Annotated in this window: 2 protein-coding genes (1 of these 2 running past the window's edge); both read right to left on the reverse strand. The window is 71.0% G+C overall.

Annotated features, from left to right (window positions below; translation table 11 throughout):
- Window positions 1-13,860, reverse strand: a complete 13,860-nt coding sequence (locus CGL27_RS51510) for a type I polyketide synthase (RefSeq protein ID WP_240450944.1) — start codon at window positions 13,858-13,860, stop codon at window positions 1-3.
- On the reverse strand, window positions 13,833-25,251 hold the 3' portion of the coding sequence (locus CGL27_RS51520) for a type I polyketide synthase (protein WP_276147808.1). It continues 8,150 nt past the right edge of the window; 11,419 of the gene's 19,569 nt are visible here — the last part of the coding sequence; its start codon lies beyond the right edge, outside the window — the gene reads right to left on this strand; its stop codon occupies window positions 13,833-13,835. Before CGL27_RS51520 ends, CGL27_RS51510 begins: the two co-directional genes overlap by 28 nt.

A 25,251-nucleotide genomic window follows, 5' to 3' on the forward strand; every position in this document is an offset into this window, starting at 1 on the left:
TCATGGATGATCCGTCCGCTCGATCCATTTCGCGGACAGATCCTGGAGCAGGGTCGAGATCCGCACCCGTGCCGCGCTTGCCGGGTCGAGGTCGAGGATCGACTCGTCGAGTTTGTTGAGCTCTTCGAGCACGAGAATGGCGGCCGCCGCGTCGTCCGGCAGCATTTCGGTGCGCAGATGGCGGGCGAGCTCGACGGCCGTGGGGTGGTCGAAGGTGAGGCTGGCGGGCAGTTCGAGCCGGGTGGCCCGGGCCAGCTGGTTTCGCAGTTTCACGGCCGCCACCGAGTCGAAGCCCATGTCGACGAAGCCCCGGTCCGGGTCGACCATGGCGGGCTCCGGATGGCCGAGGACCATCGCGACCTGGTCGCGGACCAGCTCCAGCAGGATCTCCTCCTGCTCGTCCTCCGACCGCCCGGCCAGCCGCTCCAGCAGCGTGGTCGCGGACACCTCGGCCGCCACGGGTTGATCCACCGGCCGCTGGGCCGGTTCAGTGCGGGCCGGGGCCGCTGCCGCGGTGGTGACCCGGACCGCCTCCCCGGGCCCGGCGCATGCCGCGTCGAACAGGGCGAGGCCCAGGTCGGTGGAGACGGAGACCGCGGGCAGTCCGAGGGCCCGCCGGTATGCGGCCAGCGCGTCCGCGTACGCGGGGGTCAGCGTCCCGTCGGCGGAGGTGAGCAGCACAAGGCGGTCCAGCTCCAGGTTCCGCGTGGCGATGTGCAGATTCCACGCCGCCTCCAGCCCCGACCGCAGCCGTGCCCGCAGGGTTTCCGGGGAGAGCGCGTGGGCCGGGGTCCGCTCCAGGTCCTCGGCCGCGGTGTGCACCACGCTCCGCAGTCGCGGAATCGTCTCCAGCAGCGCTGCCAGCGCCTGACGGTCCGCCGGATCGCACGGGGCGATCCGGACCGTCGCTCCGAGGGCTTCCAGCCCGGCCGTGTCGCCGTCCCCGACTGCGCCGCCATCCCCGGCCAGGACCAGGTCGTTCACGCCTCGCTCGACGATCAGGTGCCGGGCCACGTCCGTGGCCGACCCGCCGGTCACCAGCACCGTGCCCGGGCCCCAGGCGGACGGGTTCTGCTCGGTGACCGCCGCCGCGGCCAGCTCGGGTACCAGCACCGCCGACGCCCGGACCGCGATCCGGCCCCTCCCCACGGCCACCGCGGCGGGCAGCAGACGCAGATCGGACGCATCGGTGTCGACGAGTGTGATCCGTCCCGCGTGGGCCGCCTGGACGCCCTCGACCAGCGACCACACCGCGGCCGCGGCCAGGTCCCCGACCTCCTCACCGGACGCCACGGCGAGCGCGCGCCGGGTCACCAGCACCAGATGTGCGGGGGTGAAGCGTTCCTCGTCCAGCCACGTCCGTACGGCAGCGGCGGCGCGGAGGGCCGCCTCGGACGCCGTCGCGCCCTCGGACACGCACGGGAGGAGCACGATGTCCGGCACGTCCTCGATGGCCGACAGCTCCGGATAGACCGTGACCGGCGCGCCGAGCGTGTCCGGTTTCCAGGCGTCCGGGTCGCCGACGAGCCCCCACCGGACAAGGCCGAGGTCCGGTTCGGACGGCGTAGGACACACCGTCCACGCCGTCCTGAACAGCGACGCGTTGGCCTGCCGCAGCCGCTGCCCGGACACCGGGCGCAGCACCAGCGAGTCCACCGACAGCACGGGCGCACCGGCGGTGTCGGCCACCTGGAGCGAGACCGTGTCCGGTCCGGTGGGCGCGAGGGTGACCCGCAGTCTCGTGGCGCCCTCCGTGTGCAGGGTGATCCCCGTCCAGGAGAACGGCAGATGGGTCCGCTCGGGCTCGGTGACCAGCCCGGCCAGCGCCTCCGCGCACAAGGCCCGGTCGAGCAGGGCGGGATGCAGGGTCCATCGCCCGGCCTCGGCCCCGGAGGTCTCCGGCAGCTCGATGTCGAGGAAGACCTCGTCGCCGCGGCGCCACGCCGGTGTCGCGGTGGACTCCAGCGGGCGGGCGCCGGTGGGCGGCCAGCTCTCGGTGTGCGGCGCCGGCGCGGGCGGCCGGCCGGCGCCGAGGACGGCGGTGGCGTGGCGGACCCACCGCCGGTCCCGGCGGCAGTAGACGGTGACCGGGCGGCGGCCGGACTCGTCCGCGTCGCGGACGGACACCTGCACCTCGGCCCCGCCCCGTTCGGGGAGGACAAGGGGTTCATGGAGGGTGAGTTCGTCCACCGTCCGGCAGTCGAACTGAAGCCCCGCCTGGAGCACCAGCTCCAGGAAGCCGGTCGCCGGGAACAGGGGCACGCCCAGGGCCCGCTGACCGGTCGGCCAGGAGTGCGCGTCGGCGGAGATTCGGCCGGTGAGGAGGACACCGTCCGCGTCCGGCAGCGGCACCGTCGCACCGACCAGCGGATGGTCCAGCGCGCCGAGCCCGAGACCGGCCGCGTCGCCGGGGGTACGGGAGGGCTCCAGCCAGAAGCGGGAGCGCTGGAACGCGTAGGTCGGCAGCTCGACGCGCCGGGCGCCGGGGAAGACGGCCGCCCAGTCCAGCTCCACCCCGTGGGTGTGCAGCTGGGCGAGGGCGGTGGTGACCGTGACCGGCTCGGGCCGGTCGGCGCGCAGGGTGGGGATGAACTCGGCGTCGGCCCCGGTGACCTGGGCCTGCGCCAGGGCGGTGAGGGTGCCGTCCGGTCCGAGTTCGAGGAAGGTGCCGGTGCCGAGCTTCCGCAGCCGGTCCAGCCCGTCGGAGAACCGCACCGTCTCACGCACCTGCCGCACCCAGTACGCGGGAGAGCACAGCTCCTCCCCCGCCACCGAACCCGTGAGGTTGGAGACCACCGGTATCCGCGGGGTACGGAAGTCCACGGTGCCGAGCGCCTCGGCGAACGCGGTGAGCATCTCGTCCATCAGCGGCGAGTGGAAGGCATGGCTGACCCGCAGCCACCGCGTCTTCACCCCACGGGCGGCCATGGCGTCGGCCACACCGTTCACCGCGTCCTCGTCCCCGGACACCACGACCGACGACAGTCCGTTCACTGCCGCGAGGGCGACCCGGTCGGTCAGGAACGGCCGTACCTGGTCCTCCGGTACGGCCAGCGCCACCATCGTCCCGCCCGCGGGCAGCGCGCCCATGAGGCGGCCCCGGGCCGCGACCACCTTGGCGGCGTCCTCCAGCGACCAGAGGCCGGCCACATGCGCGGCGGCCAGCTCGCCGACGGAGTGCCCCAGCAGATAGTCAGGGCGCACACCCCAGGAGGTCACCAACCGGAACAGCGCCACTTCGAGGGCGAACAGGCCCGCCTGCGCATACGCGGTGGCGTCCAGCGCGCCGGTGGCGTCGGACACCACCTCGTCGAGCGGACGGTCCAGATACGGGTCGAGCGCGGTGCGGACCTCGTCCCACGCCGCCGCGAACACCGGGAACGTCTCGTACAACTCCCTTCCCATACCGGCCCGTTGCGCACCCTGGCCCGCGAAGAGCAGGCCCACCCGGCCGGGGCCGGCGGTGCCCAGGACCACGCCCGGCGTGGGCTCGCCGGCCGCCAGCGCGGCCAGTGCGTCCAGCAGTTCCGCCCGGTCCGCGCCGACCACCGCGGCGCGGTGCGAGAGTGCCGAACGGGTGGTGGCCAGCGACCAGCCCACGTCCACCGGGTCGAGTCCGGGGTGCGCGGCCAGGAAGGACCGCAACCGGGCTGCCTGCGCCCGCAGTCCGTGCTCGCCCCGGCCGGACAGCACCCATGGCAGCACCGCCGGGGCGGGCTCAGGTGCCGACTCCGGATCGGTCCCCGACTCCGCGGGGGGCTGTTCGAGGATCACATGGGCGTTGGTCCCGCTCACTCCGAACGAGGACACCCCGGCCCGGCGGGCACGGGAGGCCGACGGCCACTCCACGGGCTCGGTCAGCAGCTCCACCGCACCGGCCGACCAGTCCACATGGGTCGACGGCTGGTCCAGGTGGAGGGTCCGGGGCAGCACCTCGTGCCGCATCGCCAGCACCATCTTGATCACACCGGCCACCCCCGCGGCCGACTGGGTGTGCCCGATGTTCGACTTGACCGAACCCAGCAGCAGCGGGCGTTCGCGCTCCTGCCCGTAGGTGGCCAGCAGCGCCTGTGCCTCGATCGGGTCGCCCAGGCTGGTGCCGGTGCCGTGTGCCTCCACCGCGTCCACGTCCGAGGCGGCCAGCCCGGCGCCGGCCAGCGCGGCGCGGATCACTCGCTGCTGCGAGGGTCCGTTCGGCGCGGTCAGGCCGTTCGAGGCGCCGTCCTGGTTGACGGCGGAGCCCCGTACGACCGCCAGGACGCGATGGCCGTTGCGGCGGGCGTCGGACAGCCGTTCCAGCAGCAGCAGGCCGACGCCTTCGCCCCAGCCGGTGCCGTCCGCCGCGTCGGCGAACGCCTTGCAGCGTCCGTCGGCGGCCAGTCCGCGCTGCCGGGAGAACTCCACGAAGATGCCCGGGTTCGCCATCACCGTCACCCCGCCGGCCAGGGCGAGGGAGCACTCGCCGGACCGCAGCGCCTGCGCCGCCAGGTGCAACGCGACCAGCGACGACGAGCAGGCGGTGTCCACGGTGACCGCCGGTCCTTCCAGACCGAAGGTGTACGAGAGCCGGCCGGAGACCACGCTGCCGGCGCCACCGGTCAGGAAATAGCCCTCGGACCCCTCGGCCGCCTGGCCGGCTCCCGTTCCGTAGCCCTGCGACGCGGCGCCGACGAACACCCCGGTCGGGCTTCCCTTCAGCGACGCCGCCGGGATACCGGCCCGCTCCACCGCCTCCCAGGCCACCTCCAGCAGCAGCCGCTGCTGCGGGTCCATCGCGAGCGCCTCACGCGGCGAGATCCCGAAGAACCCGGCGTCGAACTCCCCCGCGTCGTAGACGAAGCCACCGGCGCGGACATACGAGGTGCCCGTGCTGTCCGGATCGGCGCTGTACAGGCCGTCCAGGTCCCAGCCGCGGTCGTCGGGCAGATCCGAGACCGCGTCACGCCCGGTGTCGAGCAGTTCCCACAGTTCCTCGGGCGAGGTCACCCCGCCCGGATAGCGGCAGGCCATCCCGACGATCACGACCGGGTCGTGGTCGGTGGCCGCCGGGGCGGCGGGCGGCGGCACGGCCTCGTCGACGGTGCCGTCCAGTTCCCGGAGGAGATGACCGGCAAGGACCGCCGGTGTCGGGTAGTCGAAGATCGCGGTGGCCGGCAGCCTGACCCCGGTGGCGGTGCGCAGCCGGTTGCGCAACTCGACAGCCGTGAGCGAGTCGAATCCGGTCTCCGCGAAGGTACGCGCCGTGTCGACATCGGCGGGGGTGCCGTGCCCCAGCACGGTCGCCACATGCGTACGGACCAGGTCGAGCACATGCTGTTCGCGCTCGGCGACCGGTATCGCGGTCATCCGGTCGCGCAGTGACGACGCGTCTTCGCCCGAGCCCGCGCCGGTCGCGCGGCGGATCGGCGCGCGGACCAGACCGTGGAAGAGCGCGGGCAGCGCACCGGCGTCGGCCTGCGCTCGCAGCGCCGCGGCGTCCAGCGGTGTCGCCAGCACGACCGCCTCGGTGGCCGCCCTGGCACTGTCCAGGAGGCGGAGCCCCTGATCGGTGGCGAGGGGCGTGGCACCGGCCCTGGCCATCCGGGCGAGATCCCGGTCCGACAGATGGCCGGTCATCCCGCTGCGCTCGGCCCACAGTCCCCATGCCACGGAGACACCCGGCAGCCCGGCGGCCCGGCGATGCGCCATCAGCGCGTCCAGCCAGGCGTTCGCCGCCGCGTAGGCGCCCTGTCCCGGGCTGCCCAGGACGCCCGCGGCCGAGGAGAACACCACGAATTCCGCCAGCTCACGACCGGCCGTCAGCTCGTGCAGATGCCATGCGGCGTCCACCTTCGGCCGCAGGACCTCGCGCACCCGCTCCGCGGTGAGCGACTCCACCACCCCGTCGTCGAGCACGCCCGCGGTGTGCACCACCATCCGCAGACCGGGCACGGTGTCCAGCAGCCGGGCCAGCTCGTCCCGGTCGGCCACGTCACAGGCCACCACCCGCACCTGGGCACCCGATTCCCTTAGGGCGGCGGTGAGTTCGGCCGCGCCCGGGGCGTCCGGCCCCCGCCGTCCGGCCAGGACGACGTCCCGTACCCCGTGCCGTTCGACCAGGTGACGGGCGACCAGCCCGCCCAGGGTGCCGGTGCCGCCCGTGATGAGCACGGTGTCCCGCTCCCGCAGCGGCTGCGGAACGGACAGCACCAGCTTGCCGATATGGCGCGCCTGCGAGAGGTAACGCAGCGCGTCGCCCGCCTGCCGGACGTCCCAGGACCGGGTCGGCAGCGCGGTGAAGACCCCCTGCTCGAAGAGCGACACCAGCAACTGGAGCAGTTCCCCGATCCGGTCGGGGCCCGCGTCCATGAGATCGAACGCCTGGTAGCGCACCCCGTGTTCGGCGGCGACGCGCTCACCGTCGCGGATGTCGGTCTTTCCCATCTCCAGGAAACGTCCGCCGTCGGCGAGCAGACCGAGCGACGCGTCCACGTACTCGCCCGCGAGCGAGTTCAGCACCACGTCCACCCGGTCGAAGCGCTCGGCGAACTCCAGCGTACGAGAGGAGGCGATCCGGTCGTCGGCCACTCCCCCGGCGCGCAGCGTGTCCCACTTCCCCGGGCTCGCGGTGGCGTACACCTCCGCGCCGAGCCAGCGGGCCACCTGCGTCGCGGCCATGCCCACCCCGCCCGCGGCCGAGTGCACCAGCACCGATTCACCGGACCGGAGACCGGCCAGGTCCATCAGGCCGTACAGGGCCGTCAGGAACACCACCGGCGTGGCCGCCGCGTCGGCGAACGACCAGCTTTCCGGCAGCCGCGCCAGCAACCGGTGATCGGTCAGCGCCACGGGGCCGAACGCGCCGGAGAACAGGCCCATCACCCGGTCACCGGGCGTCAGGCCGGACACGCCGGGACCGATGTCGAGCACCACTCCGGCGCCCTCGCTGCCGATGACGTCCTGGCCGGGGATCATGCCGAGGGCGACCACGACGTCCCGGAAGTTCACCCCGGCCGCGTGCATCGCCACCCGCACCTGTCCGGCGCCGAGGACACCGGCGGCTTCCGGACAGGGGACGGCGGCCAGATTCTCCAGCGTGCCCTGGCTGGTGACGTCCATCCGCCACGGCGTCCCGTCCTCGGCGGCCGGGGTGGTGGCCGAAGGGGTGAGCGGAGCCAGCCGAGGCGTCAGGGCACGGCCACGGCGCAGCGCGAGATGCGGATGGCCGGCTGCCACCGCGGCGGCCAGCACCGTACCGGAATCCTGGTGGCCGTCGTGGTCGACCAGGACGAAGCGGTCCGGATGCTCGGCCTGTGCGCTGCGGAGCAGGCCCCAGACCGCCGCCGCGCCGAGGTCTTCGACGTTCTCGCCGGGAGCGGTCGACACCGCGCCACGTGTCAGCACGGCCAGCCGCGAGCGGGCGCGGCGCTCGTCGGCGAGCCACCGCCGTATCGCCGTCAGCGCCCGGCCGACGACGGTGGACACCGCTTCACCGGCCGACTCGCAGCGCAGCACCACGACGTCGGGGACGGCGGTGTCCGGGCCCAGGTCGTCTCCCAGGTCGTCTCCCAGAGCGTCGAACTCCACCGGCGCCTGGGCGGCCGTCGTGGTCGGCAGCGGCGTCTCGGCCCAGTCCACGCGGTACAGCGCGTCCTGGTCCATGCCCCGGGTGTCCGCGATCTGGCGGCCGGACAGCGGACGCAGCGCCAGCGACGCCACGGACAGCACCGGCGCGCCCGCCGGATCGGCCACCTCCAGCGACACCGCGTCCGGACCGGCCGGGGACAGCACCACGCGGATGGCGGAGGCGCCGACCGCGTGCAAGGCCACTTTGCTCCAGGAGAACGGCAGATACGCCTGGCCGGGGTCGGTGAGGAACCGGCCGAGCCCGACTCCGTGCAGTGCGGCGTCGAGCAGGGCCGGATGCGCACCGCACCGGGCCGCCACGTCCTGCGCCGTCGGCTCCAACGTCACCTCGGCGTATATCTCGTCCTCGCGTGTCCACGCGGCACGCAGCCCTTGGAAGGCGGGGCCGTATCCGTGACCGCGCTCCGCCATCGCCTCGTACATCCCCGAGACGTCGACGGGCCGCGCGCCCTCGGGTGGCCACACCTCCAGGGATCGAGTCGGCGCGGTGGCGTCCGAGGCGTCTGTGACGCCGAGGGTGCCCGCGGCGTGCAGCAGCCACTCCCCGGCGCGGCACGAGTGCACCGTGACCGGCTTGCGGCCCGACTCGTCCGCCGCGGAGACGGCCACCTGCACCTGGACACCGCCCTGCTCCGGCACCACCAGCGGGGCCTGGAGGGTCAGCTCCTCCACCACCGGGTGGCCGAAGTGCTGACCGGCCTGCAGCGCGAGCTCGACGAAGCCCGTGCCGGGGAAGACCACCGTGCCCCGCACCCTGTGGTCCGCCAGCCAGGGCTGTCCGGCCAGGGAAAGCAGTCCGGTCAGCACACCGCCCTCGGTCCCGGGCAGCGGCAGCACCGCGCCCAGCAGCGGGTGCTCGATATCGCCGAGCCCCAGACCGGACGCCTGGGTCACCGCCCGCACGGGTTCGAGCCAGAAGCGTTCCCGCTGGAAGGCGTAGGTGGGGAGGTCGACCGTCCGGGCGCCGGCGAAGAGCGGACGCCAATCCACGTCGACGCCGTGAGTGTGGAGGTCGGCGAGGGCGGTGAGGAAACGGGCGGGACCGCCGTCGTCGCGGCGCAGCGATCCGGTCACCACGATGTCGGTGTCGACGGCGTCGGCGGTGTCCTGGATGCCGACGGTCAGCACGGGGTGCGGGCTCACCTCGACGAACACGGTGTGGCCCTGGTCCATCAGGGTTTCGAGGGTGCTCTGGAATTCCACCGTGTGCCGAAGGTTGCGGTACCAGTAGTCGGCGTCGAGTGCGCGGGGGTCGGTGAGCCGTCCGGTCACCGTCGAGTGGAACGCGATCTGCCCGGCGCCCGGCCGGACCGGCGCCAGGGCTTCCGCCAACTCCCCTCGGATCTGCTCCACCTGTGGGGAGTGCGAGGCGTAGTCCACCGGAATCCGCTTGGCCTCCGGGAACTCCGCGAGCACCACGTCCAGTTCCTCGACCGCACCGGACACCACTGTGGACGCCGGGCCGTTCACCGCCGCCACCGACAGCCCCGGGCGGTCACGAAGCCGGTCGGCGGGCACGGGGACGGACACCATCCCGCCCTGGCCCGACAGGGCCAGCAGCGCCTTGCTCCGCAAGGCCACCACCCGCGCTCCGTCCGCCAAGGACAGACCACCCGCCACGCACGCCGCCGCGATCTCTCCCTGTGAATGACCCACCACCGCCGACGGCACCACACCGTACGAACGCCACAACTCCGCCAGCGACACCATCACCGCCCACAACACCGGCTGCACCACATCGACACGGCCCAGTGCTCGTTCATCCGCCAGCACATCGAACAGCGACCAGTCAGCGAACGGCGCCAGCGCATCGGCACATTCACGCATCCGCCGCGCGAACACCGGCGAGGACCCCATCAGCTCCAACGCCATCCCGACCCACTGCGACCCCTGCCCCGGGAAAACGAACACCACCGAGCTTCCGGGCTGGGCGGCGCCGCCGGTCTCGATGGCGTCCAGCCCCCGTCGTAGCTCCGCGAGGTCCGCGCCCACCACCACGGCACGGTGCGACTGAAGCGAACGGCCGGCCACCAACGTCCATCCGACATCGGCGGGATCCAGCTCCGGATGGGCATCGATGAAGGACGTGAGGCGTTCGACCTGGCCCCTCAGCCCGGCTTCTCCGGCGCCTGACAGCACCCACGGCAGGGGCAGCGCCCTCCGGTGCTGGTCGGGCAGCGACTCGGGCGCCGACTCCGGCAACAGCTCGGACGCCGACTCCGGCAACGACCCGGGCACCGGCTCCGGCCCGTCCACCGCATCGGGCCGGGCCGCCACCGGCCCCTGCTCGACGATCACATGGGCATTGGTGCCGCTGACCCCGAACGAGGACACGCCCGCCCGGCGCGGAGCGCCGTCCCGTGGCCACTCCCTCGCTTCGACGAGCAACGCGACCTGGCCCGCCGTCCAGTCCACATGGGGCGAGGGCTCGTCGACATGCAGGGTTCGCGGCAGTACGCCGTGTCGCATGGCCATGACCATCTTGATCACACCGGCCACACCGGCGGCCGCCTGCGTGTGCCCGATGTTCGACTTCACCGAACCGAGCCACAGTGGCTTGTCCTCGGGCCGTTCCTGACCGTACGTGGCAAGCAGCGCGTGTGCCTCGATCGGGTCGCCGAGGCTGGTGCCGGTACCGTGCGCCTCCACTACGTCGATGTCGGTGGCGGACATGCGGGCGTTCGCCAGCGCCTGGCGGATCACCCGCTGCTGCGACGGGCCGTTCGGCGCCGTCAGGCCGTTGGAGGCACCGTCCTGGTTGACGGCGGAACCACGCACCACCGCCAGCACCCGGTGTCCGTTCCGCTCGGCGTCGGACAGCCGCTCCACGAGGAGCATGCCGGCGCCTTCGCCCCAGCCGGTGCCGTCCGCCGCCGCCGCGAACGCCTTGCAGCGTCCATCGGCCGCCAGTGCGCGCTGGCGGGAGAATTCCAGGAAGGCCGCCGGGGTGGCCATGACGGTCGCGCCACCGGCCAGGGCCAAGGAGCATTCGCCGGAGCGCAGGGCCTGCGCGGCGAGATGCAGTGCGACCAGAGACGACGAGCAGGCGGTGTCCACGGTGACCGCCGGGCCCTCGAGGCCGAAGGTGTACGCCAGCCGGCCCGAGGCGACGCTGGCGGCGCTGCCCGTGCCCAGATAGCCTTCCGCGCTCTGCGGGGCCCCGCTCGCCAGAGCGGCGTAGTCCTGGCCGTTGGTCCCGATGAACACACCGGTCCGGCTGCCCTTGAGCGTGGCGGGGGACATATGGGCGCGCTCGAACGCCTCCCAGGCGACCTCCAGCAGCAGCCGCTGCTGCGGATCCATGGCGATCGCCTCACGCGGCGAGATCCCGAAGAACCCCGGGTCGAACGCGGCCGCGTCATCGAGGAAGCCGCCCGCCCGGACGTAGGAGGAGCCAGGGTGGCCGGGATCCGGGTCGTACAGCTCGGCCAGGTCCCAGCCACGGTCCGCCGGGAACTCCGATACGGCGTCGCGGCCGTCGGCCAGCAGCCCCCACAGGTCTTCGGGCGAGCTCACCCCGCCGGGGAAGCGACAGCTCATCCCGATGATGGCGATCGGTTCGTCGTCCACCGGGCGTGGCGCCACCGGGACCGGTGTCCGGCCGGCCAGGCCCAGCGCCTCCCGGCACACATGCTCGGCGAGCGCCGCCGGGGTCGGATAGTCGTAGATCACGGAAGCCGGGAAGCGTGCCCCGGTGGCCACGGCGAGCCGGTTCCGCAGCTCCACCGCGGTGAGCGAATCGAAGCCGATTTCCTGGAAGGGCCGGGCCGGGTCGATCGCCTCGGATGCCGCGTGGCCCAGTACGGCGGCCACATGCGTGCGGACGAGGTCCAGCACGGTGGCAGTCCGTTCCCGCTCGGCCATGGCCTCCAAGCGGGTGGCGAACGCGTCGGCCGCCCCGCTGCCGGCCGGACCGGTCGGCACGGATACGTCCCTGAGCAACTCCCTCAGCAGTGGGCTCGGCCGTGAGGCGGTGAGCCGCGCCCCGAAGGTCGCCCAGTCGATATCGGCCACCATCACCGTGGTTTCATCAGCGGCCAGCACCAGCCCCAGGGCGGAGAGCGCCGACTTTGGATCCATGCCCTGCGACCGCGCCACTCCCGCGGCCATACCGGAATCGGCCCAGGCTCCCCAGGCCACCGATGTGGCCACCAGTCCCTCGGCCCGGCGCCGCTGGGCCAGTCCGTCCAACGCCGCATTGGCCGCCGCATAGCTCCCCTGGCCCGCATTGCCCACGGTCCCGGCGGCCGAGGAGAACAACACGAAGGCGTCGAGACCGGTGTCACGGGTCAACTCGTGAAGATGGCGTGCGCCGTCGGCCTTGGTGCGCATCACGTCGCGGATCCGCTCCGGGGTCAGCGATTCGAGCACACCGTCGTCGAGGACACCCGCCGCATGCACCACGGTACGCAGACCGGGAATCGTCTCCAGGAGCGCCGCGAGCGCCTCGCGATCGGCGACATCGCACGCCACCACGCGCACTCGATCCCCCAGCTCGGCCACCAACTCCGCGACACCAGGTGCCCCGGCCCCCCGACGGCTCGTCAGCACGATCCGCTCCACACCGGTATCCGCCAACCAACGCGCCACATGCCGACCCAGCGCCCCCGTACCACCCGTGACCAGCGCGGTGCCACGACCCCGCCACGCGGCTGACACCGCGGCGGTCGGTTCCGCCCGCGTCAGACGGGCAGCCCACGTCCCGGTGGCACGGATGGCGATCTGATCCTCACCGGTGTGCCCGGCAAGGATGGCGGCCAGCGCCTCCCCCGCGTGATCGTCCATGACCACCGGCAGATCGATCAGCCCGCCCCAACGGTCCGGATGCTCCAGACCGATCACGCGGCCCAGCCCCCAGACTCCGGCCTGGTCAGGCTCCACCACATCCCCGTCCGCCACGGAGACCGCACCCCGAGTGACACACCACAACGGCGCGTCGACCCCGGCGGCCAAGAGGGCCTGCAACAGCGACACCGTCGCCTCGACCGACAGCAGCGACACCACACCCGCGACCGCCACATCGCCCGGCTCCACCGCCGTCACGACCCGCGCATCAGCCCCAGCGGCCCGCAGCGCGACGGCCACATCGGCACCGTCAGTACCCTCAGCACCCGGCTCGACCACGACCAGCCAGGTACCCGTCAGCACCTCCCCGGACGGCACACCCGTGACCGGCGTCCAGCCCAGCCGGTAGCGCCATGCGTCGACCGCCGACTGTTCCCGCTGCGCCCGCCGCCACGACGCCAAGGCAGGCAACGCGGCACTCAACGACTGTTCCTCGTCAACGCCCAGCGCCTGCGCATCCCCGCGCTCGACCGCGTCCCAGAACGCCGCGTCAACGGCGCTGCTCGCGGGCTGGACCGAGGACGACTCCAGCCAGAACCGCTGCCGTTGGAAGGCATAGGTGGGGAGATCGACCCGCCGACCACCGGGGAACACCCCCGCCCAATCGACCTGGATGCCCCGCACGTACAGCCCGCCCAAAGCCTCCATGACCGCGATCGGCTCCGGACGATCCGGACGCAGTACAGCCAGTCCGTCGCCACCGGCCAGAGCGGTCAACGTCCCATCGGGACCCAGCTCCAGGAAGGAAGCAACGCCCAGCCCACGGAGTGTGTCCAGTCCATCGGCGAACCGGACGGTCTCCCGCACATGACGCACCCAATACTCCGGCGAACACAACTCCTCACCCGCCACCACACCCGACACATTCGACACCACCGGCACACTCGGAGCCCGGAACTCCACCGACCCCAGCACCTCACCAAACTCCGCCAGCATCCCCTCCATACGCGACGAATGAAACGCATGACTCACCCGCAACCACCGCGTCCGCACCCCTTGACCAGCCAAGACATCCGCGACGGCACGAACCACCTGCTCATCACCGGACAACACCACCGACTCGGGACCATTCACCGCCGCGATAGCCATACCCTCCGTCAGCAGCGGCCGTACCTCATCCTCCGACGCCGCCACAGAAATCATCACCCCACCCGACGGCAACGCCTGCATCAAGCGACCGCGTGCAGCCACCACCCGCGCCGCATCCTCCAACGACCACACACCCGCCACATACGCAGCAGCCAACTCACCAATCGAATGACCCAGCAGATAGTCCGGCTTCACACCCCACGAGACCATCAGCCGATACAACGACACCTCAAGCGCGAACAAACCCGCCTGCGTATACGCCGTCTCCCCGATCAGGCCCGCGTCATCACCCCACACCACCTCACCCAAAGACCGCTCCAAATACCGATCCAGCTCCCCACACACCTCATCCCACACCCCGCGAACACCGGATACGCCTCATACAACCCACGCCCCATCCCCAACCGCTGCGACCCCTGACCCGCAAACACCACACCCAACCCACCACCAACAGGAGCCCCCACAACCACCGAACCCTCCAAAGCCCCGAGCAACCCCGCACGATCCGCACCCACCACCACCGCACGATGCGACAACGCAGAACGAGCAGCCACCAACGACCACCCCACATCCGCGAGATCCCATTCGGGGTTGTCCGCCACAGACCCGCGCAACCGCTCCACCTGCGCGTACACCGCGGCCTCGCTCTGACCGGACACCACCCACGGCACAGCGGGCAGCCCCACACGCTCGCCCCCAGCCTCCACCACCCTGGGCGCCTGCTCCACAATCACATGCGCATTCGTCCCACTCACCCCGAACGCCGACACACCCACCCGCCGCGGCCGATCCACATCCGGCCACACCACCTGCTCAGTCAGCAGCTCCACCGCACCGACCGACCAGTCCACATGCGGCGACGGCTCATCCACATGCAACGTCCGCGGCAACACCCCATACCGCAACGCCATCACCATCTTGATCACACCAGCCACACCCGCCGCAGCCTGCGTATGACCGATATTCGACTTCACCGACCCCAACCACAACGGCCGACCCGGATCCCGATCCTGACCGTAGGCGGCCAACAGCGCCTGCGCCTCAATCGGATCACCCAGCGTCGTACCAGTACCGTGCGCCTCCACCGCGTCCACATCACGAGCAGCAACCCCGGCGCTCGCCAACGCCTGCCGGATCACCCGCTGCTGCGACGGACCATTCGGCGCCGTCAACCCATTCGACGCACCATCCTGATTCACCGCGGAGCCGGACACCACGGCCAGCACCGGGTGGCCGTTCCGCTCGGCGTCCGACAGCCGCTCGACCAGCAGCATGCCGACCCCCTCGGACCAGCCCGTCCCATCCGCGCCAGCGGCGAAGGACTTGCAGCGACCATCGGCGGCCAGCCCACGCTGACGCGAGAACTCCACAAAGGTGGCGGGTGTCGCCATCACCGTCACCCCGCCTGCCAGGGCGAGGGAGCACTCGCCCGACCGCAGCGCCCGCACCGCCCAGTGCAGCGCCACCAGCGAGGAAGAACACGCCGTGTCCACCGTGACCGCTGGGCCTTCCAACCCGAACGTGTAAGCCACCCGACCGGACACCACACTGCTCGCGTTGCCGGTCAGTCGATATCCCTCGGAACCTTCGGGGGCCTGGCCGTCTCCGCCGCCGTAACCCTGCGCGGACGCGCCCACGAAGACACCGGTCTGGCTGCCCTTGAGCGTCGACGCCGGTATTCCGGCCCGTTCGAATGCCTCCCATGACGCCTCCAGCAGCAGCCGCTGCTGCGGGTCCATCGCGAGCGCCTCACGCGGCGAGATCCCGAAGAACCCCGCGTCGAACTCGGCCGCGTCATGGAGGAAGCCACCCGAGCGGACGTACGACCGGCCCGAGCGAGTGGCGTCGGCGTCGTAGACACCGGCCAGATCCCAGCCACGGTCGGAGGGGAAGTGCGATACAGCGTCGTCGCCGGCGCTGACCAGCCGCCACAGCGCCTCCGGCGAGTCCACACCACCCGGGAAGCGGCAGCTCATCCCGACGATCACGATCGGATCGTCGTCCACGGCACTCGGCGTGTGCGGTATCTGTATCTCTTCGGCCAGCCCGAGCGCCTCCCCGCACACATGCTCGGCGAGCGCCGCCGGGGTCGGGTAGTCGAAGATCACGGAAGCCGGGAATCGTAGCTGGGTAGCCGTACTCAGCCGGTCCCGCAGTTCCACGGCAGTCAGCGAGTCGAAGCCCAGCTCCTGGAACGTCCGGTCGAGGTCGACCGCGGTGGGGTTCGGGTGACCCAACACCTCGGCGGCATGGGTCCGTACGAGCTCCGCGACCGTACGATCCCGCTCCTGCGGCGACAACCCGCTGAGCGTGGCGGCGAATTCACCCGCCGTCGATGCGATCGGCTCGGACGTGTCGGCTATCAGCTCGCTCAGCAGTGGGCTCGGACGCAGGGCCGTGAACCTCGGCCCGAACCGCTCCCAGTCCACATCCGCCACCACGATCGCCGTCTCGCCATCACACAACGCCCGCCGCAACGCCACCACCGCCGCCCCCGGAGCCATCCCCGACACACCACGCTCAACCAGGAACTCCTCACCCCCAACAGCCATACCACCCCCATCCCACATACCCCACGCCACCGAAGTCGCCACCAACCCAACACCACGACGCCGCCACGCCAACCCATCCAAAAACGCATTCGCCGCCGCATACGCCGACTGACGACCACTCCCCCACACCCCCGCCACCGACGAAAACAGAACAAAGGCATCCAGATCGGCGTCCGTCAGTAGTGCGTCCAGGTGCGCCGCTCCGGCAACCTTCGACCGCACGCTCTCCTCGAACTCATCGGATGTCAGGCTGTCCACCGCACCCCAACTTGGCACCCCCGCGGCGTGCACGACGACCCGGAGATCAGGAATGGCGGCCAGCAGCGCCGCGACCGCGTCCCGATCGGCGACATCACACGCGGCCACAGTCACCTGGACCCCGAGCTCCTCCAGCTCGGTCACCAACTCGGTCGCACCGGGGGCCTCGATCCCCCGTCGGCTCGTCAGCACGATGCGTTCCACACCGGTCCCGGCCAGCCAGCGCGCCACATGTCCGCCCAGCGCACCCGTACCCCCGGTGATCAAGGCGGCTCCCCGGCCATGCCACCCGGCGGACGTGTCCGCCGCCGGTGTCACCCGGGTCAGCCGGGCACCCCACGCCTCAGCGGCACGGATTGCCACCTGATCCTCCCCGGTGTGCCCGGCGAGAACCCCGGCCAGCAAGGAGCCCGCACGCGCATCCACCTCCGTGGGCAGGTCGATCAGCCCGCCCCAACGGTCCGGATGCTCCAGACCGATCACGCGGCCCAGCCCCCAGACAGCCGACGCGTACGGATCCACCACATCCCCGTCCGCCACGGAGACCGCACCCCGGGTGACACACCACAAGGGCGCATCGACCCCGGCAGCCACGAGGACCTGCAACAGCGACACCGTCGCCTCGACCGACAGCAGCGACACCACACCCGCAACCGCCACATCGCCCGGCTCCACCGCCGTCACGACCCGCGCATCCGCCCCGGCCGACCGCAGCGCGACGGCCACATCGGCACCGTCAGTACCCTCAGCACCCGGCTCGACCACGACCAGCCAGGTACCCGTCAGCACCTCCCCGGACGACACACCCGTGACCGGCGTCCAGCCCAGCCGGTAACGCCAACCGTCGACCACCGACTGTTCCCGCCGCGCCCGCCGCCACGACGCCAATGCAGGCAACGCGGCACTCAACGACTGCTCAGCATCGACCCCCAGAACCTCCGCATCGCCACGCTCGACCGCGTCCCAGAACGCCGTGTCAACGGCACTGGTCGCGGGCTGGACCGAGGACGGCTCCAGCCAGAACCGCTCACGCTGGAACGCGTACGTCGGCAAATCAACCTGCCGAGCACCCGGAAACACCGCCGCCCAATCGACCTGGACGCCCCGCACATACAGCCCGCCCAGAGCGGCCATCGCGGTAAGGGGCTCTGGACGATCCGGACGCAGTACAGCCAGTCCGTCGCCACCGGCCAGAGCGGACAGCGTGCCATCGGGACCCAGCTCCAGGAAAGAACCGACACCCAGCCCACGAAGCGTCTCCAGCCCATCGGCAAAACGCACGGTCTCCCGCACATGACGCACCCAATACTCCGGCGAACACAACTCCTCACCCGCCACCACACCCGACACATTCGACACCACCGGCACACTCGGAGCCCGGAACTCCACCCCCCGCAACACCTCACCGAACTCCGCCAGCATCCCCTCCATACGCGACGAATGAAACGCATGACTCACCCGCAACCACCGCGTCCGCACCCCCCGACCAGCCAACACACCCGCGATCTCAGCAACCTCGTCCTTATCCCCCGAAATCACCACCGACTCGGGACCATTCACCGCCGCAACCGCCACACCCCCGGTCAGCAACGGCCGTACCTCATCCTCCGACGCCGCCACCGAAACCATCACCCCACCCGACGGCAACGCCTGCATCAAACGACCCCGAGCAGCCACCACCCTCGCCGCATCCTCCAACGACCACACACCCGCCACACACGCAGCAGCCAACTCACCAATCGAATGACCCAACAGATAGTCCGGCTTCACACCCCACGACGACACCAACGCGAACAACGACACCTCAAGCGCGAACAAACCCGCCTGCGTATACGCCGTCTCCCCAATCAGGCCCGCGTCATCACCCCACACCACCTCACCCAAAGACCGCTCCAAATACCGATCCAGCTCCCCACACACCTCATCCCACACCCCGGCAAACACCGGATACGCCTCATACAACCCACGCCCCATCCCCAACCGCTGCGACCCCTGACCCGCAAACACCACACCCAACCCACCACCAACAGGAACCCCCACAACCACCGAACCCTCCAAAGCCCCGAGCAACCCCGCACGATCCGCACCCACCACCACCGCACGATGCGACAACGCAGAACGAGCAGCCACCAACGACCACCCCACATCCGCGAGATCCAACCCAGCATCACGCGCCACAAACCCCCGCAACCGCTCCGCCTGCGCCCGCACCGCCGCCTCACCCACACCCGAAACCACCCACGGCACAGCAGGCAGCCCCACACGCTCGCCCCCAGCCTCCACCCCCACCACCACAGGCGCCTGCTCCACAATCACATGCGCATTCGTCCCACTCACCCCGAACGCCGACACACCCACCCGCCGCGGCCGATCCACATCCGGCCACACCACCTGCTCAGTCAGCAACTCCACCGCACCAGCCGACCAGTCCACATGCGGCGACGGCTCATCCACATGCAACGTCCGCGGCAACACACCGTTGCTCAGAGCCAGAACCATCTTGATGAGTCCGGCGACACCTGCCGCCGCCTGGGTGTGTCCGATGTTGGACTTCACCGAGCCCAGCAGCAACGGCCGCTCCGGGTCCCGATCCTGGCCGTAGGTGGCCAGCAACGCCTGCGCCTCGATCGGGTCACCCAGCGTCGTACCCGTACCGTGCGCCTCCACCGCGTCCACATCACGAGCAGCAAGCCCGGCGCTCGCCAGCGCCTGGCGGATCACCCGCTGCTGCGACGGACCATTCGGCGCCGTCAACCCATTCGACGCACCATCCTGATTCACCGCCGAACCCCGCACCACAGCCAACACCCGATGCCCAAGACGCTCAGCATCGGACAACCGCTCCACCACCAGCATCCCCACACCCTCGGAGAAACCGGTGCCGTCCGCCGCCCCGGCGAACGCCTTGCACCGCCCATCGACGGCCAAGCCGCGCTGACGGGAGAACTCCACGAACAGACTCGGTGTCGCCATCACCGTGACGCCGCCGGCAAGCGCCAGCGAGCACTCACCCGACCGCAGCGCCTGCACCGCCAGATGCAACGCCACCAGCGACGACGAACATGCCGTATCCACCGTCAGTGCCGGTCCCTCAAGGCCCAGGACATAGGCGATCCGGCCGGACATCACCGACGCCGAATTGCCCGTTCCGACGTGGCCCTCGAAATCGTGCGGCTGATCTCCGCCCAAAAGGCTGACGTAGTCCTGGCCGTTGGTACCGGCGAACACTCCCGTCGTGCTGCCCCTCAGCGACCGAGGATCGATCCCCGCCCGCTCGAACGCCTCCCACGACGCCTCCAGCAACAGCCGCTGCTGCGGATCCATCGCGGTCGCCTCACGCGGCGAGATACCGAAGAACCCGGCGTCGAACGTGGTCGCGTCATGTACGAAGCCACCTGTCCGCGTGTACGAGGTTCCCGGGTGGCCAGGCTCGCTGTGGAAGAGCCCGGACAGGTCCCAGCCACGGTCCGCGGGGAAGGCCGACATCGCGTCCCCGCCCTCGGTGAGAAGACGCCACAGGTCCTCCGGCGAGCTCACCCCGCCGGGGTAGCGGCAGCTCATTCCTACGATCACGATCGGATCGTCGTCCACGAGGGACCCGCTCGGCTCGGTGTGCACGGGCTCCGCGGCCGTCCCCAGCAGTTCGGAGCAAGCGTATTCCGCCAGGGCGAGCGGGGTCGGGTAGTCGAATACGGCAGTGGCCGGCAGCCGCAGACCGGTCGCGGCACCCAGCCGGTTGCGGAATTCGACCGCTGTCACGGAGTCGAAGCCGAGTTCCTGGAAAGCGCGATGGGACGGCACGCTCTCCGGGTCGGTATGCCCGAGCACCACCGCGACGTTGCGGCGCACCAAGTCGAGCAGCAGTCGCCGCTGCCCGGCCCCGTCGAGTCCGGCCAAACGCTCACCGAGTCCGGATCGGTCAACGCCCGTCTCCTCGACGGCGGAAGCGGCCCCCGCGTCGACGAGTCGCCGTACTTCCGGAAGGTCGGCGAGCAGGGGACTGGGCCTGGTCGCGGTGAAGGCGGCGTAATGGCGTTCCCACTCGATGTCGGCGACGGTGACCACCGTGTCGCCCTGCTCGACGGCCGTACGGAGAGCGGCCACCGCCAGTTCGGGGGACAGTGCCGGAACGCCATGCCGCCGGGCCACCTCACCGGCTTCGGCCTCCCCCATACCGCCACCGGCCCACAGGCCCCAGGCCACGGAGGTCGCCACCAGGCCCTGAGCCCTGCGGCACTCGGCCAGCGCGTCGAGGAAGGCGTTGCCCGGTGCGTAATTGCCCTGCCCCGGTGTACCGACGGTCCCGGACAAGGAGGAGAAGAGCACGAACGCGGACAGCTCCATGTCGCGGGTCAGCTCGTGCAGATGGATCGCACCGTCGGCCTTGACGCGCAGCACCCGGTGCAGTTGCTCGGTGGTCAGGGACTCGACCGTCGCGTCGTCCAGCAGGGCGGCCGTATGCACCACGGCCGTCAGCGGGCCGACCTCGGCTATCAGCGCGGCCAGTTGGGCGCGCTCGGCCACATCGCACTCGGCCACCGTCACCGACGTTCCGGCCACCTCCAGGTCAGCGACGAGCTCGGAGGCCCCGGGCGCGGCCATGCCGCGTCGGCTGGTCAGCACGAGGTGTTCCGCGCCCTGCTGCGCCAGCCACCGCGCGATATGGCCGCCCAGTGCTCCGGTGCCTCCGGTGACCAGTACGGTCCCGCTCGGATTCCAGGCCGGCAGGTCGGTCCGCAACGCGGGGGCATGGGCGAGCCTGCGCCCAAAGGTCCCCACCGCCCGGATCGCGACCTGGTCCTCGCCCGAAGCACCTGACAGGACCCTTGCCAGCTGCGCGCATGCCCTCGGGTTCACCTCGGTCGGCAGGTCGATCAGACCGCCCCAGCGCAGTGGCTGCTCGAGCGCGATCACTCGGCCGACGCCCCACACCAGCGCCGATGCCAGTGCGGGCGCGACGAGGGTGTCCCCGGGGCCGGTCGACACGGCTCGTTGGGTCAGGCTCCACAGCGGGGCCTCCACACCCGCGTCGCCCAAAGCCTGAGTCAACAGCACCGTCATCGCGAAACCGACGGGAACGGAGGCGAAGTCCGGGTGCGGTCGCTGGTCCAGGGCGACCAGCGACACCACGCCCCTGACATTCGTCGCGCTGCTTGTGCCGGTCGTGCTGGTCGTGCCGGTCGTGCTGGTCGCAGTGGTCATGCTCGTCAGGTGAGCGGACAGCACGGCGCGATCCATGTGTCGCTCATCCACCGAACACACCACTGGCTCGGCCCCGTGGTGAGCGAGTGCCTCGCAGACGCCGGAGACCCACTCATGCTGGGCATCGGCCTGGGAAACCACAACCAACCAAGAGCCCGACAGCATAGCGGCCCGGTCCTCGGCGAGCGGCTTCCAGTTGACCTGGTACCGAAGCGCCTCGAGCGCGGACCTCTCGTGCCGCCGTCGGCGCCAGGCCGACAAGGCGGGCAGCACGTCACCCAGCGACGCGTCATCGACCTGCAGAACGGTCGCCAGCGATGCGGCGTCTTCGCGCTCGATGGCTGCCCAGAACTCGCTGTCCCCGGTGGTGTCCCCGTCTCGGACCACGCTCGGGGCGGTGGGCTCGACCCAGAAGCGCTCCCGCTGGAACGGGTAGGTCGGCAAGTCGACATGCCGGGCGCCGCTCTCTCCGAACGCCTGCCGCCAGTCCGCCGTCACTCCTCGTACGGACAGTTCAGCCAGCGCGGTCAGGAAGCGGGCAGGTCCGCCGTCGTCGCGGCGTAGCGATCCGGTGGTGATGATGGGGGTGTCGGTGGCGTCGGCGGTGTCCTGGACGCCGACGGTCAGTACCGGGTGCGGGCTGGCCTCGACGAACACCGTGTGTCCGAGCTCCAGCAGTCCCTCGATCGTGGACCGGAACTCCACGGTCTCGCGCAGATTGCGGTACCAGTACCCGGCGTCCAGCTCCGCGGTGTCCATCAGCCGCCCGGTCACCGTCGAATAGAACGGAACCTCCCCGCCACGCGGCTCCACCCCCGCCAGCGCCTCCGCCAGCTCTCCTTGGATCTCCTCCACCTGCACCGAATGCGAGGCGTAATCCACCGGAATCCGCTTGGCCTCCGGGAACTCCGCCAGCACCGCATCCAGCACCTCAACCGACCCGGACACCACCGTCGACGCCGGACCATTCACCGCCGCCACCGACAACCCCGGACGGTCCCGCAACCGATCAGCAGGCACCGGGACGGACACCATCCCACCCCGACCCGACAAGGCCAGCAGCGCCTTACTCCGCAAAGCCACCACCCGCGCGCCGTCCGCCAACGACAGACCACCCGCCACACACGCCGCCGCGATCTCGCCCTGTGAGTGACCCACCACCGCAGACGGCACCACACCAAACGAACGCCACAACTCGGCCAGCGACACCATCACCGCCCACAACACCGGCTGCACCACATCCACCCGACCCAACGCCACCTCATCACCCAGCACATCGAACAGCGACCACTCAGCGAACGGCGCCAACGCATCGGCACATTCACGCATCCGCCCCGCGAACACCGGCGAGGACCCCATCAGCTCCAACGCCATCCCGACCCACTGCGACCCCTGCCCCGGGAAGACGAACACCACTCCGGTAGGCGATCCGGCCTCACCGGTCACCACTCCTTGGTCGGGAGTTCCGTTCGCCACCGCGTCCAGAGCACGCAGCAGCTCAGCGCGGTCGGCCCCCACAACCACCGCACGGTGAGACAGCATCGCTCGGGTCGATGCCAGCGACCAGCCGACATCGGCCGGATGCACTGCACCATCGGCGGTCACGAAGGACCGAAGCCTGGCGGCGTGGGCCCGCAACCCCGCCTCGCTCCGTGCCGAGAGCACCCACGGAACGGCTGAGGGTGCGGTCGTTCGCACTGTCTCGGATTCGGCCGCCACAGATGCCTGTTCGAGGATGACATGCGCGTTGGTGCCACTTACGCCGAACGAGGAGACCCCGGCCCGTCGCGGCACTCCCCTCTGAGGCCAGCGGGACGGTTCCGTGAGCAGTGCGATCCGTCCGGCCGTCCAGTCCACGTGTGGCGTGGGCTCGTCGATGTGCAGGCTCTGCGGCAACACACCGTGGCGCATCGCCATCACCATCTTGATCACACCGGCCACACCCGCCGCCGCCTGCGTATGACCGATATTCGACTTGATCGAACCCAGCAACAGGGGCCGATCCGACGCCCGGTCCTGACCGTAGGTGGCCAACAGGGCCTGCGCCTCAATCGGGTCGCCCAGTGTCGTCCCCGTACCGTGCGCCTCCACCGCATCGACGTCCGCCGCCGACAAACGGGCGTTCGCCAGCGCCTGCCGAATCACCCGCTGCTGCGACGGACCGTTCGGCGCCGTCAACCCATTCGACGCACCATCCTGGTTGACGGCGGAGCCACGCATGACTGCCAGCACCCGGTGTCCGTTCCGCTCGGCGTCGGACAGCCGCTCCAGCAGCAGGATGCCCACGCCTTCGCCCCAGCCGGTGCCGTCCGCACCCGCCGCGAACGCCTTGCACCGGCCATCGGAAGCCAACGCCCCCTGGCGGGAGAACTCAGCGAACGCGGTGGAGGTGGCCATCACCGTCGCGCCGCCCGCGAGCGCCATACCGCATTCGCCTGCGCGCAGCGCCTGCGCGGCCAGGTGCATGGCGACCAACGACGAAGAACACGCGGTGTCCACGGTGACGGCCGGGCCCTCGAGCCCGAAGGTGTAGGACAGCCGGCCGGACGCCACGCTCGCCGCGCTGCCGGTGGCCAGATGGCCGTCGGTACGCTGTGGCGCGCTACCGACGAGGGCGGCGTAATCCTGACCGTTGGTGCCGACGAACACTCCGGTGGAGCTCCCCCGCAGCGCGTCCGCGGCGATCCCGGCTCGCTCGAAGACCTCCCACGAGACCTCCAGCAACAGCCGCTGCTGCGGATCCATCGCGACGGCCTCACGCGGCGAGATCCCGAAGAAGGCGGGGTCGAAGTCAGCAGCCGTGTAGAGGAAACCACCCGCCCCGACCGAGACACCATCGGTTCCGCCGACGAGGTCCCAGCCCCGATCCAGCGGAAAGGCGGATATGGCGTCCGTACCCGATTCCAGGAGCCGCCACAGTTCTTCGGGCGAGTCGACCCCACCGGGGAACCGGCAGCTCATGCCGATGATCGCAATCGGGTCGTCATCCACCGGAGCCGTGGCGACTGTCGCCGAGAGAGCTGCCGATCCCACCCCTAGCAGCTGCTCCCGCAGGTGGCCGGCGAGGAGTTCCGGCGTGGGGTAGTCGAACACGATCGAGGCAGGTGTCTGCACGCCGGTGGCCGCCATGAGTCGATTGCGGAGTTCGATCGCGGTCAGAGAGTCGAACCCGGCTGCCTGGAATGTGGCCGCGGGGTCGATTGCCGCCGGGGTGGCATGTCCCAGAACGGCAGCCACCTGGCCGCGTACGAGCTCAAGGACCCCCCGTTCCCGCTCGATCGGGGGGAGGCCCCGCAGTCGGTCGACGAACTCGTCCGCCGCGGGCGCGCGGCGAGCGGCGCCACCCAGCAATTCACCAAGCAGCGGGTTGGGCCGCGCCCCGACGAACCGCGAGGCGAAGTGCTCCCAATCGATGTCCGCGACCATCAGTACGGTCTCGTCGTCGTCCAAAGCTCCCTGAAGGGCGGCCAGCGCCAGTGGTGGCGCCATGGCCCGTGCGTGCCCGGCCCCCATGCCGCTGTCGGCCCAGGCACCCCAGGCCACAGACGTGGCTACCAACCCCTCCGCCCGACGCCGCCAAGCCAACCCGTCCAACGCCGCATTGGCCGCGGCATAACTTCCCTGGCCCGCATTGCCCACCGTCGCCGCAGCCGACGAGAACAACACAAAAGCATCCAGA

Source organism: Streptomyces sp. 11-1-2, from assembly GCF_003595545.1.
Taxonomy (GTDB): Bacteria; Actinomycetota; Actinomycetes; order Streptomycetales; family Streptomycetaceae; genus Streptomyces; species Streptomyces hygroscopicus_B.